This is a genomic window from Microbacterium sp. NPDC091662 (genome assembly GCF_044756705.1).
Lineage (GTDB): Bacteria > Actinomycetota > Actinomycetes > Actinomycetales > Microbacteriaceae > Microbacterium.
This window is the reverse complement of record NZ_JBIVTM010000001.1, coordinates 1159149-1173811: the sequence shown is the minus strand read 5'-3', so window position 1 is coordinate 1173811 and position 14663 is coordinate 1159149. Positions and strand designations below refer to the sequence as shown.

Genomic DNA, 14663 nt, shown 5'->3' with positions numbered 1-14663 from the left:
CCTGGTGCCGTCACCACGGTGAGAGCACGAGACCGTCGGCGGTGAACGAGATGTCGCCGCGCAGGGTCCAGGAGTCCGTGCGATAGGTGGTCGTGCGGGACTCGCCGTTCACGCCGGTCCCGGTGACGGTGGCCACGAGTGCTCCGCCCTCTGCTGTGAAACCCGTCGGGGTCAGGGTGATGGTCGGTGACGCGTCGATCCGATAGCGGATGCCGGACACCTCGCGGAACTCCGTCCCCCAGGGGATCCGGATTCCGCAGCCTTCCGCCTCCGCGGTGGCCGGGGCGGTACAGGTCTCGAGGTGATCGTCGAGCTGGTCCTGTGCGGCAGCCGTCGCTTCCGGGCGTACGGCGGCGTCGACCGTCGCCGCGGTCTTCCCTCCGGGCAGCACCGACACCGAGCTGTCGCCGTCGAGCAGCGTGGCCGGCGCGGCGGCCACGGTGTAGATCGCCGGCAGCAGGGGAATGCTCTTCCCCACAGGCATGGTCGCGTCCCCTATCGCGACCTCCGATCCGATGCTCGAGTCCACTGTCACGGTGCCGAGTCCCGTGGCGTCGACGCTCCAGCGGCCGTCGACGACGCCGAGCCTGAGCTGCCCGCCCTGCGCCGCGTCACCGAGGACGAACTCGATGTCGACGGCGGCGGACGCACCGTCTGCGTCTTCTCGGACGCTCGTGACCCTCGCTTCTTCGATCAGCGCGGTCGCGGCATCGAACGCGTCGAGGGCCGACGTCGAGACCTTCATCCCGGTCGCCGCCACAGCATCGGGATCGCCGGATTCCAGAGCGTGCAGATAGTCGAGCGCCGCATGCTCGGGAGTGGACGAAAGGGCTGTCGACTGCCAGAGCCACAGCCCTCCGGCGACCACGACGAGCCCCGTGGCACCGCCGATCAGCCACCAGCGGGCCCTGCTCATGCCGGGCTCTCCCGCGCATGCACGTGCCGCCGCACGGCAGGGCCGGTGCCCACACCCGCAGCCAGTGCGGCATGCACGCTCGCGGTGGCATCGCCCCAGCGTGACACCGAGATGTTCTCCAGTCCCTGCCAGGTCGCGGCCAGGGCGAGCTCCGCCGCGATCTGTTCCGCATCGCCCGGGCGGGCCTGCGGCTCCCACCAGGCGGATTGCACCTGCAGCGTCGACGTCGCGCGGTCGGCCTTGAGATCGACCCGGGCGACGATGCGGTCGCCGACGAGGACCGGCAGGGAGTAGTAGCCGAATCGCCGCTTCTCGGCAGGCACGTAGATCTCGATGCGGTAGTCGAGCTCGAACGCGCGCAGCGCTCGGTCTCGGAACCACACCACCGGGTCGAACGGGGTCAGGATCGCTGCGGCATCCACTCTGCGGGGGAGCACCGCGTCCTGGTGACGCCATGCAGGCAGGGGGCGCCCGCCACGTTCCCACCCGCGTACCTGCACCGGCTGCAGCTCGCCCGCATCGACGAGGTCGGCGATCGAGTGGGCGACCGCGGCTCGGTCGCGGATCCGGTAGTAGTCGGCGAGGTCGGACTGTGTCGCGACGCCGCTCGAACGGGCCGCGCGGCGCGTCAGCTCGAGGATCGCATCCGCACGGGAGACCTCCTGCGAGCGGATGCTGTCGGGGATCACGTGCGCGGCCGATGCGTACGTGCGCTCGAAACCGCGGCGTCCGCTGATCGCGACGTCACCGGTGCGCCACAGGTGCTCGAGGGCGAGCTTCACATCGTCCCAGTCCCACCAGGTGCCTCGCTCTCGCGGTGCATCGGCGCGCAGGTCGGCCGGTCGCAGCGGCCCGCGCACACGCAGCTCGTCCTGCACCCACTGCACCGTTCGCGCGTTGCTGCTCATCCAGGAGTCCTCGCCGGCCCAACGCCTGCGGAAGTCGTCCATGCGGAACCGCCAGAGCGGCCAGTCCTCGATCGGGATGAAGGTCGCCTCGTGCGCGAGGTACTCCACATAGTGAGTCGTGCGGGAGAGGAAGATGCGGTCGAGGAGAGCGGGTTCGTAGGCGCCGAGCCGCGAGAACAGCGGCAGGTAGTGGGACCGGGCGAACACGTTCACGGAGTCGATCTGGAGCACGCCGAGCCGGTCCATGACCCGGTGCACATGGCGGCCGGCGACCGATGCGGGTCGCGCGCGGGTGAACCCCTGAGCGGCCAGAGCGATGCGGCGTGCCTGGGTGGAGCTGAGGGTGTCGGTCACACCGTCAGGGTATCGCCGGCCGCCGACATGCCGCCCACGGGAAAGATGCGTTCGACGGCATACGGCATGACCGTAGACTTGGGCGATGAGCGAGGACCAGCGACCCCGGCTGCGTGATCTGTTCCGTCCGCGCCCGGTCTCCACCGACCGCACAGTGACGACCGAGGCCGACGAGGCGGTGCCGCTGCCTCTGCGGATAACGGCGGGATACGCCTGGCGGCTGCTTCTGATCGCCGCCGCGATCGGCGTCTTCATCTGGCTGGTGATGCTGCTCAAACTCCTGGTCATCCCGCTCATGGTCGGAATCCTGATCACCGCGCTGCTATGGCCGGCGTTCTCATGGATGCTGCGGCACGGTCTTCCGCGCTGGCTGGCGATCGCCATCTCGCTGATCGGCACGGCCGCCATCGTCACCGGATTGATGTGGCTCGTCGTCTGGCAGGTGCGCGCGCAGCTCCCCGACGTGCAGCAACGCTCGACGGAAGCCTTCGACCAGTTCCAGGTCTGGTTGCACGAGGGCCCCCTGAATCTGTCCGATACGCAGATCGCGAACTATCTGCAGCAGGGTCTCGACTTCCTCAACGAGCAGGCCCAGGTGCTGTGGACCGGCGCATTGGCGATCGGGACCACGGTCGGCCATGTCGCCACTGGGGCGGTGCTGTCGCTGTTCATCCTCATCTGCCTGCTCGCCGACGGTGCCGGCATCTGGCGATGGACCCTCAAGATCTTCCCGCGCAAGTCGCGCCTCGCGGTCGACGGTGCCGCCCGCAACGGCTGGACCACGATCGTGAACTACGCGCGCACCCAGCTGTTCGTCGCGACGATCGACGCGATCGGCATCGGACTCGGGGCGTTCCTGCTCCAGGTGCCGCTCGCGCTCCCTGTCGCCGTGCTGGTGTTCCTCGGCTCCTTCATCCCGATCGTGGGTGCGGTGGTGACCGGTGCTGTCGCCGTGTTCCTCGCGCTCGTGTACAACGGTCCGTGGATCGCACTCTGGATGCTCCTGGTGGTCCTGGCCGTCCAGCAGATCGAGGGGCACATCCTGCAGCCGATCATGATGGGCTCGGCGGTCAAGGTTCATCCGCTCGCCGTCGTCCTCGTGGTCGCGGGCGGCGCGATGATCGCCGGCATCCCGGGCGCCCTGTTCGCGGTGCCGTTGGCGGCCTTCGTCAACGTCGCCGCCGTGACCATCAGCTCGGGATCCTGGCGCACCGGCGTCGGGCCGAGCGGAGACCTTATCTGGAGCACAGTTCCGCGCGAGCGGAGACGGAGGAATCGATGAGCGCAGTCCCCAGCCTGACCGAGTTCGAGCACGCAGCTCAGAGTCTGGCTGAGGTGATCTCGCACACGCCGACGCTGCCGTCGCGAGCCCTCTCCGACGTCCTCGGAGCCCCTGTCCTGCTGAAGATGGAGAATCTCCAGCGCACGGGGTCGTTCAAGATCCGCGGTGCGGCATACCGGCTGTCGAAGCTGAGCGCCGAGGAGCGCTCCCGTGGCGTGGTCGCGGCCTCTGCGGGCAACCATGCGCAGGGAGTGGCGCTCGCTGCGCAGGAACTCGGCATCCCCGCCACGATCTTCATGCCGTTGGGCGTCCCGGTGCCGAAGCTGCTCGCCACACGTGGCTACGGAGCAGAGGTCGTGCTGGAGGGCGAGACGGTGGCGACATCGCTGCGTCTCGCCGCCGAGTTCTCCGAGCGCACGGGAGCGGTGCTAATCCACCCGTTCGACCACCGAGACGTCGTGATCGGGCAGGGGACGCTCGGGCTCGAACTTCTAGAAGATGCGCCCGACGTCGACACCGTCGTGCTCGGCATCGGCGGAGGCGGCCTCATCGCCGGCGTCGCCGCGGCCGTGAAGGCGCGCGCTGCGGAGCTCGGGCGCACGGTCCGCATCATCGGCGTGCAGGCCGAGAACGCGGCCGCCGTTCCCCCCTCCCTCGCGGCTGGAGAGCCCGTCGACATCGTGACGCGTCCGACCATCGCCGACGGCATCCTGGTCGCGCGTCCCGGGGCCATCCCCTTCGACATCATCAAAGACCTCGTCGACGAGGTCGTCACGGTCTCCGACGACGACCTGGCCAGGGCCATCCTCATCCTGCTCGAGCAGTCGAAGGTCGTGGTCGAGCCCGCAGGCGCGGCCGGCGTGGCGGCGATCCTGGCCGGCAAGGTATCGGCCGCAGGCACCACGATGGCCGTGCTGTCCGGGGGGAACATCGATCCGCTCCTGCTGCAGCGGGTGGTCTCGCACGGACTCGCCGCCTCCGGCCGCTACCTCACGATCCGTATCCCGCTGCCCGACCGTCCGGGCCAGCTGGCCCGCGTGTCGGAGCTCATCGCCGAGGCCGGTGCGAACGTGATCGAGGCGATGCACACCCGCCACGGCCACGGCCTCCAGATCAGCGACGTGATCCTCGAGCTCAGCGTCGAGACACGCGGCCCCGAGCACTCGGAGCACACGCTCGACACGCTGCGTCGCGCTGGGTTCGAGCCCATCCTCGTCCCCGATTGAGCACACCGATCGTTCACGCAGAAGCGCCCCCGCGTCCGACAGGATGCGGGGGCGCTTCTGACGGGCGGCTCAGCCCGTGTAGGTCTCGACGTTCACGATCTCGACGCTGATCGAGCGCCCGTTGGGAGCCTCATAAGAGGACTTCTCGCCGACCTTGAGGCCGAGGATCGCCTGCCCGAGCGGGCTGGCTTCGCTGTACACGTCGAGGTCGCTGCCGGCCGCGATCTCGCGACTGCCGAGGAGGAAGACCTCTTCGCCACCGGCGACGAGGGCCGTGACCACGGTGCCGGGCTCGACGATCCCGCGGCTGGCAGGAGCCTCGCCGACCTTGGCCGTCTTCAGCAGGCCTTCGAGAGTGCGGATGCGCGCCTCCTGCTTGCCCTGCTCGTCCTTCGCGGCGTGGTACCCGCCGTTCTCCTTGAGATCGCCCTCTTCGCGGGCCGCCTCGATGCGCTTGGCGATCTCGTCGCGGCCGAAGGTGGACAGGTGCTCCAGCTCGGCGACGAGCCGGTCATACGCTTCCTGCGTGAGGAAGGGAACCTGAGCATCGGTGGACATGACGAAGCTCCTTCTTTCGGGATCCCTCCGGCATGCTGCGGGGGATATGCCAAGACGCCCCGGCACGGTGCCGGGGCGTCGTCTTGTCTGGCACGAGTCTAGGCGACCCAGCAGGCGTTCACCAAACCTGTGGTGGCTGCCGACACGGTCGGAATGGTGACGGAGCGGGCCTGCGAGTGGCTGTCTCCTGCTTCGATCTCGACGATCTTCCAGCCCACCACACCGAACTCCTCGTCGAGCGCTTCCACCGCGCACACGACGTCCTTGCCCTGCACTCCTGTCACCTGGAAGCTGATGTTCACGGAGTGCTCGTCGACGAGCTCGAAACCCAGGTCGTCGGCGTCGACGGAGGCCATCGACTGGGCCACGGTCATCCAGCTGAAGGCGCCCACGATCAGCAGTGCGATCGCGCCGCCGATGATCCACGGCGTCCGGCGTCGTCGGGTTCGGCCATAGCGTTCATCGAGCTCGTGTGCGGTCGTCACAGGTGGGTCTTCCCGGTCGTTAGGCTGGTGTTACCAGGTTATGCGACCTGCGTACGAAAGGCCGATTCATGTTCTCTCTGTCCGAGACCCCGATGCCGACGCCGAGCATGACCGTCGATCCGGTATCGGTCACCCCGGGGTTCGTCGGCTTCGCCGCGATCGTCGTGGTCGTGATCGCGGTGATCCTGCTGATCTGGGACATGAACCGTCGCATCCGCCGGGTCCGGTACCGCGAAGAGGTGCGTGACGAGCTGGACGCCGAGGAAGCGGCGCAGGCCGAGGGCGGTGCCGCTGCTCCCGGAGCCGGCGAACCGACCTCCGACGGCACGACCTCGGCTGACGGCGAGGGCGACACGCCCGCGCGCTGACCGACCGTCACGGCGCGCCCAGCGAGGGCGACAGCGGCGACAGCGCGATGAGCAGACATGCGGTCCAGTGGCACAGGAACGCAAGCACCGTGCACACGTGGAAGATCTCGTGGAACCCGAAGTGCCCCGGCCACGGATTCGGCTTCTTGAGCGCGTAGACGATGGCGCCGCCGGTGTAGAGAAGGCCTCCCACGATCACCAGCACCATCATCGCGAAGTTCGCGTTCATGAGATCGACGATGTACATCACGGCCGCCCAGCCGAGCAGCAGGTACAGGGCGACGTAGAGCCAGCGCGGCGCGTGGATCCAGAAGACCCGGAACAGGATGCCGACGAGGGTGCCGCCCCAGACCAGGCAGAGGAGCAGCACGCCCTTTGCAGGAGGCAGTGCCAGAACCGCCAGCGGCGTATAGGTGCCGGCGATCAGCAGCAGGATGTTGGCGTGGTCGATGCGCTTGAGCAGCACCTTCACCTTCGGCCGCCAGTCGATGCGGTGGTAGAGCGCCGAGTTGCCGAAGAGCAGCAGCGACGTGAGCATGAACACGGCGGACGCCCATTTCGCCGCGGCACCGTCGGCCACGACGATCAGGACGATCCCGGCGACCAGCGCCACCGGGAACGTGCCGGCGTGGATCCAGCCTCGCCAGGTCGGTTTGACCTCGGTCGCCGCATCCACGGCGGCTGCTTCGAGCAGGGGCAGCTGAGGGACGTCGGGGCCGGAAGGCTCGGGAGTGCTCACGTGCTCACTCTAAGCCGACGCCCATACCGCGCAGGGCACATATCCCCAGCCAGCGCACACGATGCCGGAAGCCCCGACACGGTAGCGTAGGGAGGTGATGTCACGCGAGAGCCCGGGGCGCGGGCCGCTGTATCGGCTCTACACCAGCCGGCTGCGTCGCCACCTCGATCCGGCCAGGGTGCCGCATCATGTCGCGATGATGATCGACGGGAACCGTCGTTGGGCGCGTCAGCTCGGCCTGGACACGCCCGCGGAGGGGCACCGGGCGGGCGCGGCGAAGATGCGCGAGTTCCTCGGCTGGTGCGATGAGCTCGGCGTGCGGGTCGTGTCGCTGTACCTGCTCTCGAGCGACAACCTGCGAAAGCGCGACTCCGCGGAGCTCGCCGACCTCATCGAGATCATCGCCGAGCTGGCCGAAGCGCTGTCCCGCGAAGGCAACTGGCGGGTCAAGCACGTCGGCCGCTCCGACATCCTCCCGGCAGAACTCGCGCGCGTCCTCTCCGACGCCGAGAACCGCACGAAGGATCACACCGGATTGCACGTGAATCTCGCCGTCGGCTACGGCGGACGCAACGAGATCGTCGACGCGGTGCGGAGTATCATCACGAAACACGAGGCGTCCGGCGGCACACTCGAAGACCTCGCGGCCCACCTCACGCCCGAGATGATCGGTGAGCACCTCTACACCGGCGGGCAGCCCGATCCCGACCTGGTGATCCGCACCAGCGGGGAGCAGCGGTTGAGCGACTTCCTCCTCTGGCAGAGCGCGCACAGCGAGTTCTACTTCGTGGAGGCGCTGGGCCCCGATCTGCGCCAGGTGGACTTCCTGCGTGCGATCCGTGATTACGCCGACCGCGACCGACGCTTCGGGCGCTGACCGGGTGCCAGGGGTCGGCGTAGCCGTGCCACAATGACGCAGTGAGCACTTTCCAGGACTATGTCGACACGTTCGACAGCGAGTCCGGCTACCTGAACTGGGCAGCCTTCGGCCCGCTGTCGCCGTCCGTCCGTGAAGAGTTCTTCGCCGACGCCGACCTGCTCGGCAGCGGACGGCCGTCTTCGCTCTCCCTTGTCGGCGAGCGCATCGGCCAGGCCCAGGAGTTGGTCGCCGAGTTGCTCGACGCGGAGGCCGATGACGTCACGCTGCAACCGTCGTCGACCCACGGGCTTATGCACGCGCTGTTCGGTCTCTCCGGTGCGGTGATCGCGAGCACCGCCGAGTTCCCGAGCGTCAGTCTGACCCTGGAGCGCGCATCCACGGCATCGGATCGAACGGTCACACCGCGCTGGATCACACCCGACGACGGACGGGTGACCCCCGACACCGTGATCGATGCCCTCGATGACGAGGTGGTCGCGCTGGCGGTGAGCCACGTCGACTTCCGCACCGGATTCCGTGTCGATCTCGCGGCGCTGCGCGAGGCGATCGGGCCCGACCGTCTGCTCATCGTCGACGCCGTCCAGTCTTTCGGCGTGATCGACGCCGACTACTCCGCGGCCGACGTGGTGGTCGGTCATGGCTACAAGTGGCTGCGCGCAGGTCGTGGCAGCGCTTTCGCGTGGTTCTCGCCCCGCGCACGCGAACGGATCGTTCCCGTGCTCTCCGGCATCACCGGAACGACGGCCACGGGGCTGTTCGTCGATGAACTACCCGCGCCTTCGCCGTCCGCCAGCGCCTTCACCGTCAGTCAGCCGGATACGCTCGCGGCCGGCCGGCTCGCGATCGGCGTGCGCGATGTGCGTGACGCCGGAGTCGCCGCAATCGAGGAGCGGCTCGCGCAGAACGTCGACACCGTGATCGAGATCGCCGACCGTCACGGGATCGTCGTGAGTTCGCCGCGCGAGCGGACGGCGCGCGCCGGCATCGTCGCCCTCGCTCCGGAGGAGCCCGCACGCCTGGCCGCAGCGCTCGCCAACGCCGGGCTGGTCGTGACGGCTCGGGGCGACTCAGTGCGGATCGCCCCGCACGCGGGCACGGACGCGGCGACGTTCGGACTCCTCGACGATGCTCTGCACGCGTTCGGCAACGAGACGTTCATCAGCGTGTAACGAATCGCTGGCGTGTCGAGTTCGGGTTAATCGCCCGAGCGGTCGTACGTTCTAGGCATCGGGCAAGGCGCCCGTTCGAGTCGGCCTCAGGTTGACGACTCGTGACCCCCTGGTCGACTCGTTCGAATAGCCGGGATTCCCCGGGTCGGGAGTGGGTCGTGACCACACGTACAGCGCAGCAGGCCACCAGCACCGCGCAGCAGTCCACCCGTAAGACGACGAGGCGAGCATCATCCGCCGATCCGGATCAGGATCTGCGCACGTATGTCCTCGACACCTCTGTCCTGTTGAGCGATCCGCAAGCGTTCTTCCGGTTCGCCGAGCACTCGGTCGTCCTTCCCGTCGTCGTGATCACGGAGCTCGAGGGCAAGCGCCACGACCCGGAGATCGGCTACTTCGCGCGGCAGGCCCTCCGCCACCTCGACGACCTGCGCATCGAGCACGGGCGACTCGACTTCCCCGTCGAGGTCGGTGAGGGCGGGACCCTCCGGGTCGAGCTCGCCAACACCGACTCTTCGGTGCTCCCGGCCGGCATCCGCCTCAGCGACAACGACACGCGCATCCTCTCGGTCGCCATGCACCTCGCGCAGGATGGGCAGGACGTCACGATCGTCTCGAAGGATCTGCCGATGCGCGTCAAGGCCGCATCCCTCGGCCTGCGTGCCGAGGAGTACCTGGCAGAGCAGGCGGTGGACTCCGGATGGACCGGCATCTCGACACTCGACCTCTCCGGCGACGACATCAGCGACCTCTACGAGAGCGAGGTCGGCATCAGCGAGCAGGCACGGGGGCTGCCGGTCAACACCGGGCTGATCATCCACTCCGAGCGCGGCTCCGCCCTCGGCCGGGTCACCGGCGAAGGTGAGTACCGCCTCGTTCGAGGAGACCGTGACATCTTCGGTATGCACGGCCGTTCGGCCGAGCAGCGTATCGCGATCGATCTGCTGCTCGATCAGGAGGTCGGCATCGTCTCCCTGGGCGGACGTGCGGGCACGGGTAAGTCGGCGCTCGCGCTCTGCGCAGGGCTCGAGGCGGTGCTGGAGCGACAGCAGCAGAAGAAGATCATCGTGTTCCGGCCGCTGTTCGCCGTCGGCGGGCAGGAGCTCGGCTATCTTCCCGGTGACCAGGGCGAGAAGATGGGCCCCTGGGGTCAGGCGGTCTTCGACACGCTGGGTTCCGTGGTCTCGGGAAACGTGATCGAAGAGGTCATCGAGCGCGGACTGCTCGAAGTGCTCCCGCTGACCCACATCCGCGGGCGCTCCCTCCACGACGCGTTCGTGATCGTCGACGAAGCCCAGTCGCTCGAGCGCAACGTGCTGCTGACGGTGCTGAGCCGCATGGGCCAGAACTCGCGTGTGATCCTCACCCACGACGTCGGTCAGCGCGACAACCTCCGGGTCGGACGCCACGACGGAATCGCCAGCGTGATCGAGACGCTGAAGGGGCACGATCTCTTCGGCCATGTGACCCTGACGCGGTCCGAGCGCTCGGCCATCGCCGCCCTCGTCACCGAGCTCCTGGAGGGTGGAGAGCTCAGCTGACGGTGGGAAGACAGCGGATGCCGCGAGGATCGTGTCCTCGCGGCATCCGCTGTTTCGGCTCGGTGCCGTTTCGTCCGTCGCATGAACCCCGTCCGCTCGCATGATGATTCGTCGTGCTCGGTCATGCAATCGTCGGATGGTCATGCGCCTGAGACGTGGGAGCGATTCAATCGGACTGCACGGCGGCGCGTTCCGCACTCGTGTTCACCGTTTACGTGAAGGAGCACTGTCGGAGTGGGCGCACGCCCCCAGAATCGGACGATGATCGACGTCAACGTGTTCCTCGAACGGCTGGGAGGAGTCGCACGCGGAACCCGGCTACAGGCCTTCGGATGCTCGCGATCGCGGCTGGGCGCGGAGTGCAGAGCGGGTCGTATCGTCCGCGTGCGCCCTGGCGTGTTCGCATCTCGACGAGCAGCGACCGATGTGGTCGCGGCGGCGGCTCACGGGGGCGCCCTCACGTGCGGGAGCGCCTTGAGGATCAGGAAGGTGTGGACGCTGGAGGTTCCGACGGAAGTGCATGTCTGGATGGGGCTCGGCGGGCGGCGACATCACCCGAAGCGCTGTGGCTGCGTCGGCCACTTCACCCGCGGTCGCATGGAGGTCGGCATCGCGCCGATCGAGGTCGCGTTGACACACGCATACGCCTGTTACGGGGAGGAGTTCTTCTTCGCCGCGTACGAGTCGGCTTGGAACAAGCGGATGCTCACGGCTGCGGCGCGTGCGCACGTCCGCTCCGCCCTTCCTGCGACGGCGCGCTGGCTCGTCGACTTCGCGCGTCCGGACGCCGAGAGCGGCCTGGAGTCCCTGGTGCGGCTGAGGCTCCATCTCATCGGTGTCGCTGTGCGCACCCAGGTGACCGTCGACGGGGTCGGGCGGGTCGACTTCGTGATCGAAGGTCGTGTCATCCTCGAGGCCGACGGTCGCGAGAACCACGAGGGTGCCGCGAAACGGCATCGCGATCTCATGCGAGACGCGCTCGCATCCGACCTCGGCTTCGAGACGCTCCGCTTCGACTATTCGATGATCGTGTACTCGTGGGACGTGGTCGAGGCAGCGATTCTGGCCGCGCTCGCACGGGCTCGTGCGTGAAGTGGCGCACCTGCATGAGGTGATGCCGGATGCAGGTGCCGTCCCGCCGAATGGTCATGCAATCGTCGATTGGTCATGCGTGTGCACCGAGAGCGGGGAAGCGGGCCCGGAAACAGCGGATGCCGCGAGGATCGTGTCCTCGCGGCATCCGCTGTCTCGTGTCCTCGGGTCAGCCCGGGTGCGTCATCGACAGCAGGTCGAGCTTCTCGTCGAGCTGCTCCAGGGTGAGGTCGCCGCGCTCCACGTAGCCGAGATCGATCACAGCGTCGCGCACCGTGATGCCCTTGGCGACCGAGTGCTTGGCGATCTTCGCGGCGGCTTCATAGCCGATGAGCTTGTTCAGCGGCGTCACGATCGACGGGCTCATGCCCGCGAACGCGGCGGCGCGCTCGACGTTGGCCTGCAGGCCGTCGATCGTCTTGTCGGCGAGCACGCGCGAGGCGTTCGACAGCAGACGGATCGACTCGAGCACGGCTGTTCCCATGACGGGGATGGCGACGTTCAGCTCGAAGGATCCGGATGCGCCGGCCCAGGCGACGGTCGCGTCGTTGCCGATCACGCGCGCGCACACCATCAGCACGGCTTCGGGAACCACCGGGTTGACCTTGCCGGGCATGATCGAGGATCCGGGCTGCAGGTCGGGGATGTGCAGCTCTCCGAGACCCGTGTTGGGGCCGGAGCCCATCCAGCGCAGGTCGTTGTTGATCTTGGTCAGCGAGACCGCGATCGTGCGCAGGGCACCGGAGGCTTCGACGAGACCGTCGCGGTTGGCCTGCGCCTCGAAGTGGTCCTTGGCCTCGGTGATCGGCAGCTCGGTCTCGGCTGCCAGCAGCGCGATGACCTTCTGCGGGAAGCCGAGCGGGGTGTTGATGCCGGTGCCGACTGCGGTGCCGCCGAGCGGGACCTCGGCGACGCGGGGGAGGGCAGACTGCACACGCTCGATGCCGAGGCGGATCTGACGGGCATAGCCGCCGAACTCCTGACCGAGGGTGACGGGCGTCGCGTCCATGAGGTGCGTGCGGCCGGACTTGACCGCGTCCTTCCACAGCTCCGCCTTCGCCTCGAGGGCGACGGCAAGGTGGTCGAGGGCGGGGATGAGAGTGTCGATGAGAGCCTGGGTGACCGCGATGTGCACCGAGGTCGGGAACACGTCGTTGGACGACTGCGAGGCGTTCACGTGGTCGTTGGGGTGAACCGTCGCGCCGAGGATGCGCGTCGCGAGCGTCGCCAGCACCTCGTTCATGTTCATGTTCGATGAGGTGCCGGATCCGGTCTGGTACGTGTCGACCGGGAACTCTCCGTCATGGGCGCCGGACGCCACCTGATCGGCGGCCTGGGCGATCGCGTCGGCGATGGCGCCGTCGAGCGTGCCGAGCTCCTTGTTGGCGAGCGCCGCGGCCTTCTTGATGCGGGCCAGGGCGGCGATCTGCGTCGACTCCAGCCCCTTGCCCGAGATCGGGAAGTTCTCCACGGCGCGCTGGGTCTGCGCTCCGTAGAGCGCGTTCACGGGCACCCGCACCTCACCCATGGTGTCGTGCTCGATGCGGTAGTCCTGCTCGGTCATTCCGAACCCTCCTCGGTTGCGGGGTCAGTTCCCTCGGTGGTGACGCCGTCGGCGTCGATTCCGACCGTGATCACGGGCACCGCGGTGCCCTCGGCCAGACGGTAGTTGGCGCCGACGATGCCCAGGCGGCCCGCGGAGACGGCGTCGCTGATGATCTCGGACGACTGCAGCAGGTCGCTCACCGTGTTGCGCAGGTGTTCGATGCCGACGAGCTCCGAGTCGATCTCGGCGACGGTGGTTCCGCCGTTCTCGGCCAGCACCTTCCGCGCGGCGGGCACGATCGGGGCGATCAGCTTCCAGATGTGCGGGGGCAGGGGCGCCGCGTCGATCGCGGTGCCGTCGATCGCCGCGCGCACAGCGCCGCAGGAGTCATGGGCGAGAACGACGATCAGCGGCACTTCGAGCACCGCGACGGCGTATTCGAGGCTCGCGACGATCGATTCGCCGATCACCTGTCCGGCATTGCGCACCACGAACAGGTCGCCGAGGCCGAGGTCGAAGATGATCTCGGCGGCGAGGCGCGAGTCCGAGCAGCCGAAGAGCGTCGCGACGGGGTGCTGCGCCGCTGTCAGGTCCTTGCGACGGGCGACGTCCTGGTTCGGGTGCCGCGGCTCGTCCTGTACGAAGCGGCGGTTGCCGTCCTGCATCTGCTTCCAGGCGGCGGTCGGGGTCAGGGGGTGCGTCATGAAGCCTCCGAGATGATGCGGATCTGCGGAATGAGCGACTCGGCGAGCTCAGCGGTCGAATCGGCCGAGCGCGAGCCGTAGAGCAGGATGTAGTCGTCGCCGGCCTGGGTGCCGATGGCGTAGGTGACGTTCGCGTTGGATTCGGCGCTGCCCGGCTTGTACACGTCCCAGTCGAGTCCGCCGATGCTCACCGTGTCGGTGGGGGCGATGCCGTTCAGGCGCTGCGGTGCCCAGGAGGAGTCCGCGTCGAATGCCTGTGCGACCTTGATGAAACCGCGTTCCGTGTCGGATTTGGGAGCGAGGGTGACCTCCCACACCACAGTGGCCCCGCCCTGCATCTCCGCACCGTTCGCGCGCCAGAAGTCGCCGAGTTCGGGGATCAGGACGGGACGGTCCATCGAGGACTCCACGCCTTCCGCGACCGCGGCGACGTCGAGAGGCTTCTGCTCGACCGGAGCGCCTCGGGGCACGGCGAAGATGATGACAGCCACCACGGCCAGGGTGACCAGCAGCGCGGCGACGAGGTTGCGCACCGTCTGGCTCGATCGGTAGGCCTTGCTGGATGCCGCTTTGCGGGCGGCCGTCTCGTCCGGCGTCTCGGGGCGGCCGAGCTCGGCGATGATGGGGGGCTGCTTGCTCATGAGTCTCCCGGCGATGTCTCGGCGTCGGATGCCGCGGCACGGGCGGCATCCAAGCGGCGCTTGGCTCCCAGCAGCCACTCCTCGCAGCGGGCGGCGAGAGCCTCTCCGCGCTCCCACAGAGCGAGGGAGTGCTCGAGAGTGGGGGAGCCCTGTTCGAGCTCGGCGACGACCTTCACGAGCTCGTCACGGGCCGCCTCGAACGACAGCGTGTCCACAGGGGTGTCGTTCAGGGCGCTCACTCCTCCATCTTACGT

16 protein-coding genes are annotated in these 14663 nt (G+C 68.3%); 7 read left to right on the top strand and 9 right to left on the bottom strand.

Annotation, left to right across the window (positions count from 1 at the left end; translation table 11 throughout):
* Window positions 1-10: 10 nt before the first annotated feature.
* Together ACIQLD_RS05620 and ACIQLD_RS05615 are read right to left on the bottom strand one after the other, a co-directional pair.
* Window positions 11-916, bottom strand: a complete 906-nt coding sequence (locus ACIQLD_RS05620) for a hypothetical protein (protein WP_402606034.1) — start codon at window positions 914-916, stop codon at window positions 11-13.
* Window positions 913-2178, bottom strand: coding sequence for a winged helix-turn-helix domain-containing protein (locus ACIQLD_RS05615; protein WP_402606032.1), 1266 nt, complete (start codon window positions 2176-2178; stop codon window positions 913-915). Before ACIQLD_RS05615 ends, ACIQLD_RS05620 begins: the two co-directional genes overlap by 4 nt.
* Window positions 2179-2263: 85 nt before the next feature.
* Here ACIQLD_RS05615 and ACIQLD_RS05610 point away from each other — a divergent pair, with 85 nt between their 5' ends.
* A complete protein-coding gene (locus ACIQLD_RS05610; RefSeq protein ID WP_402606029.1) occupies window positions 2264-3460 on the top strand; it encodes an AI-2E family transporter in 1197 nt (398 codons plus the stop codon).
* Window positions 3457-4686: a threonine ammonia-lyase gene (gene ilvA / locus ACIQLD_RS05605; RefSeq protein WP_402606027.1), complete on the top strand. Its 1230-nt coding sequence runs from the start codon at window positions 3457-3459 to the stop codon at window positions 4684-4686. The genes ACIQLD_RS05610 and ilvA overlap by 4 nt, the downstream gene beginning before the upstream one ends.
* A gap of 69 nt (window positions 4687-4755) precedes the next feature.
* Here the strand turns inward: ilvA and greA are convergent, their stop codons facing one another.
* Complete coding sequence (gene greA / locus ACIQLD_RS05600; RefSeq protein WP_021199541.1) at window positions 4756-5244, bottom strand: transcription elongation factor GreA; 489 nt, start codon at window positions 5242-5244, stop codon at window positions 4756-4758.
* 98 nt (window positions 5245-5342) lie between these two features.
* Window positions 5343-5729 carry a DUF4307 domain-containing protein gene (locus ACIQLD_RS05595; protein WP_402606024.1) on the bottom strand — a complete coding sequence of 129 codons (387 nt, stop codon included), beginning with the start codon at window positions 5727-5729 and terminating at the stop codon, window positions 5343-5345.
* Between the two features lie 68 nt (window positions 5730-5797).
* On the opposite strand from ACIQLD_RS05595, the gene ACIQLD_RS05590 reads away from it, so the two are divergent.
* Complete coding sequence (locus ACIQLD_RS05590; RefSeq protein WP_402606021.1) at window positions 5798-6097, top strand: hypothetical protein; 300 nt, start codon at window positions 5798-5800, stop codon at window positions 6095-6097.
* Window positions 6098-6104: 7 nt separating this feature from the next.
* Here ACIQLD_RS05590 and ACIQLD_RS05585 read toward each other — a convergent pair whose 3' ends face one another.
* A complete protein-coding gene (locus ACIQLD_RS05585; protein ID WP_402606019.1) occupies window positions 6105-6836 on the bottom strand; it encodes a hemolysin III family protein in 732 nt (243 codons plus the stop codon).
* Window positions 6837-6933: 97 nt separating this feature from the next.
* On the opposite strand from ACIQLD_RS05585, the gene ACIQLD_RS05580 reads away from it, so the two are divergent.
* The 4 genes from ACIQLD_RS05580 to ACIQLD_RS05565 all read left to right on the top strand — a co-directional run bounded on the left by ACIQLD_RS05580 (window position 6934) and on the right by ACIQLD_RS05565 (window position 11518).
* Window positions 6934-7713, top strand: a complete 780-nt coding sequence (locus tag ACIQLD_RS05580; protein ID WP_402608490.1) for an isoprenyl transferase — start codon at window positions 6934-6936, stop codon at window positions 7711-7713.
* A 41-nt stretch (window positions 7714-7754) separates the two neighbouring features.
* Window positions 7755-8885, top strand: a complete 1131-nt coding sequence (locus tag ACIQLD_RS05575; RefSeq protein ID WP_402606016.1) for an aminotransferase class V-fold PLP-dependent enzyme — start codon at window positions 7755-7757, stop codon at window positions 8883-8885.
* Window positions 8886-9043: 158 nt separating this feature from the next.
* Complete coding sequence (locus ACIQLD_RS05570; RefSeq protein WP_402606014.1) at window positions 9044-10426, top strand: PhoH family protein; 1383 nt, start codon at window positions 9044-9046, stop codon at window positions 10424-10426.
* Between the two features lie 489 nt (window positions 10427-10915).
* Window positions 10916-11518 carry an endonuclease domain-containing protein gene (locus ACIQLD_RS05565; RefSeq protein ID WP_402606011.1) on the top strand — a complete coding sequence of 201 codons (603 nt, stop codon included), beginning with the start codon at window positions 10916-10918 and terminating at the stop codon, window positions 11516-11518.
* 169 nt (window positions 11519-11687) lie between these two features.
* On the opposite strand, the gene ACIQLD_RS05560 is transcribed toward ACIQLD_RS05565, so the two are convergent.
* From ACIQLD_RS05560 to ACIQLD_RS05545, 4 genes are read right to left on the bottom strand one after another with little or no spacing between them, the layout of a single operon-like run.
* Window positions 11688-13082: an aspartate ammonia-lyase gene (locus ACIQLD_RS05560; RefSeq protein ID WP_021199548.1), complete on the bottom strand. Its 1395-nt coding sequence runs from the start codon at window positions 13080-13082 to the stop codon at window positions 11688-11690.
* Window positions 13079-13768: a carbonic anhydrase gene (locus ACIQLD_RS05555; RefSeq protein ID WP_029266660.1), complete on the bottom strand. Its 690-nt coding sequence runs from the start codon at window positions 13766-13768 to the stop codon at window positions 13079-13081. Before ACIQLD_RS05555 ends, ACIQLD_RS05560 begins: the two co-directional genes overlap by 4 nt.
* Complete coding sequence (locus ACIQLD_RS05550; protein ID WP_402606008.1) at window positions 13765-14409, bottom strand: DUF4245 family protein; 645 nt, start codon at window positions 14407-14409, stop codon at window positions 13765-13767. The genes ACIQLD_RS05555 and ACIQLD_RS05550 overlap by 4 nt, the downstream gene beginning before the upstream one ends.
* Window positions 14406-14648 (bottom strand): exodeoxyribonuclease VII small subunit, encoded by a 243-nt coding sequence (locus tag ACIQLD_RS05545; RefSeq protein WP_402606005.1) that lies wholly within the window; start codon window positions 14646-14648, stop codon window positions 14406-14408. The genes ACIQLD_RS05550 and ACIQLD_RS05545 overlap by 4 nt, the downstream gene beginning before the upstream one ends.
* Between the last annotated feature and the right edge of the window lie 15 nt (window positions 14649-14663).

Coding starts and splice junctions, on each gene's coding strand:
- ACIQLD_RS05620 (WP_402606034.1), bottom strand. CDS start 916: ATGAGCAGGGCCCGCTGGTGGCTGATCGGCGGTGCCACGGGGCTCGTC.
- ACIQLD_RS05610 (WP_402606029.1), top strand. CDS start 2,264: ATGAGCGAGGACCAGCGACCCCGGCTGCGTGATCTGTTCCGTCCGCGC.
- ilvA (WP_402606027.1), top strand. CDS start 3,457: ATGAGCGCAGTCCCCAGCCTGACCGAGTTCGAGCACGCAGCTCAGAGT.
- greA (WP_021199541.1), bottom strand. CDS start 5,244: ATGTCCACCGATGCTCAGGTTCCCTTCCTCACGCAGGAAGCGTATGAC.
- ACIQLD_RS05590 (WP_402606021.1), top strand. CDS start 5,798: ATGTTCTCTCTGTCCGAGACCCCGATGCCGACGCCGAGCATGACCGTC.
- ACIQLD_RS05580 (WP_402608490.1), top strand. CDS start 6,934: ATGTCACGCGAGAGCCCGGGGCGCGGGCCGCTGTATCGGCTCTACACC.
- ACIQLD_RS05560 (WP_021199548.1), bottom strand. CDS start 13,082: ATGACCGAGCAGGACTACCGCATCGAGCACGACACCATGGGTGAGGTG.
- ACIQLD_RS05555 (WP_029266660.1), bottom strand. CDS start 13,768: ATGACGCACCCCCTGACCCCGACCGCCGCCTGGAAGCAGATGCAGGAC.
- ACIQLD_RS05550 (WP_402606008.1), bottom strand. CDS start 14,409: ATGAGCAAGCAGCCCCCCATCATCGCCGAGCTCGGCCGCCCCGAGACG.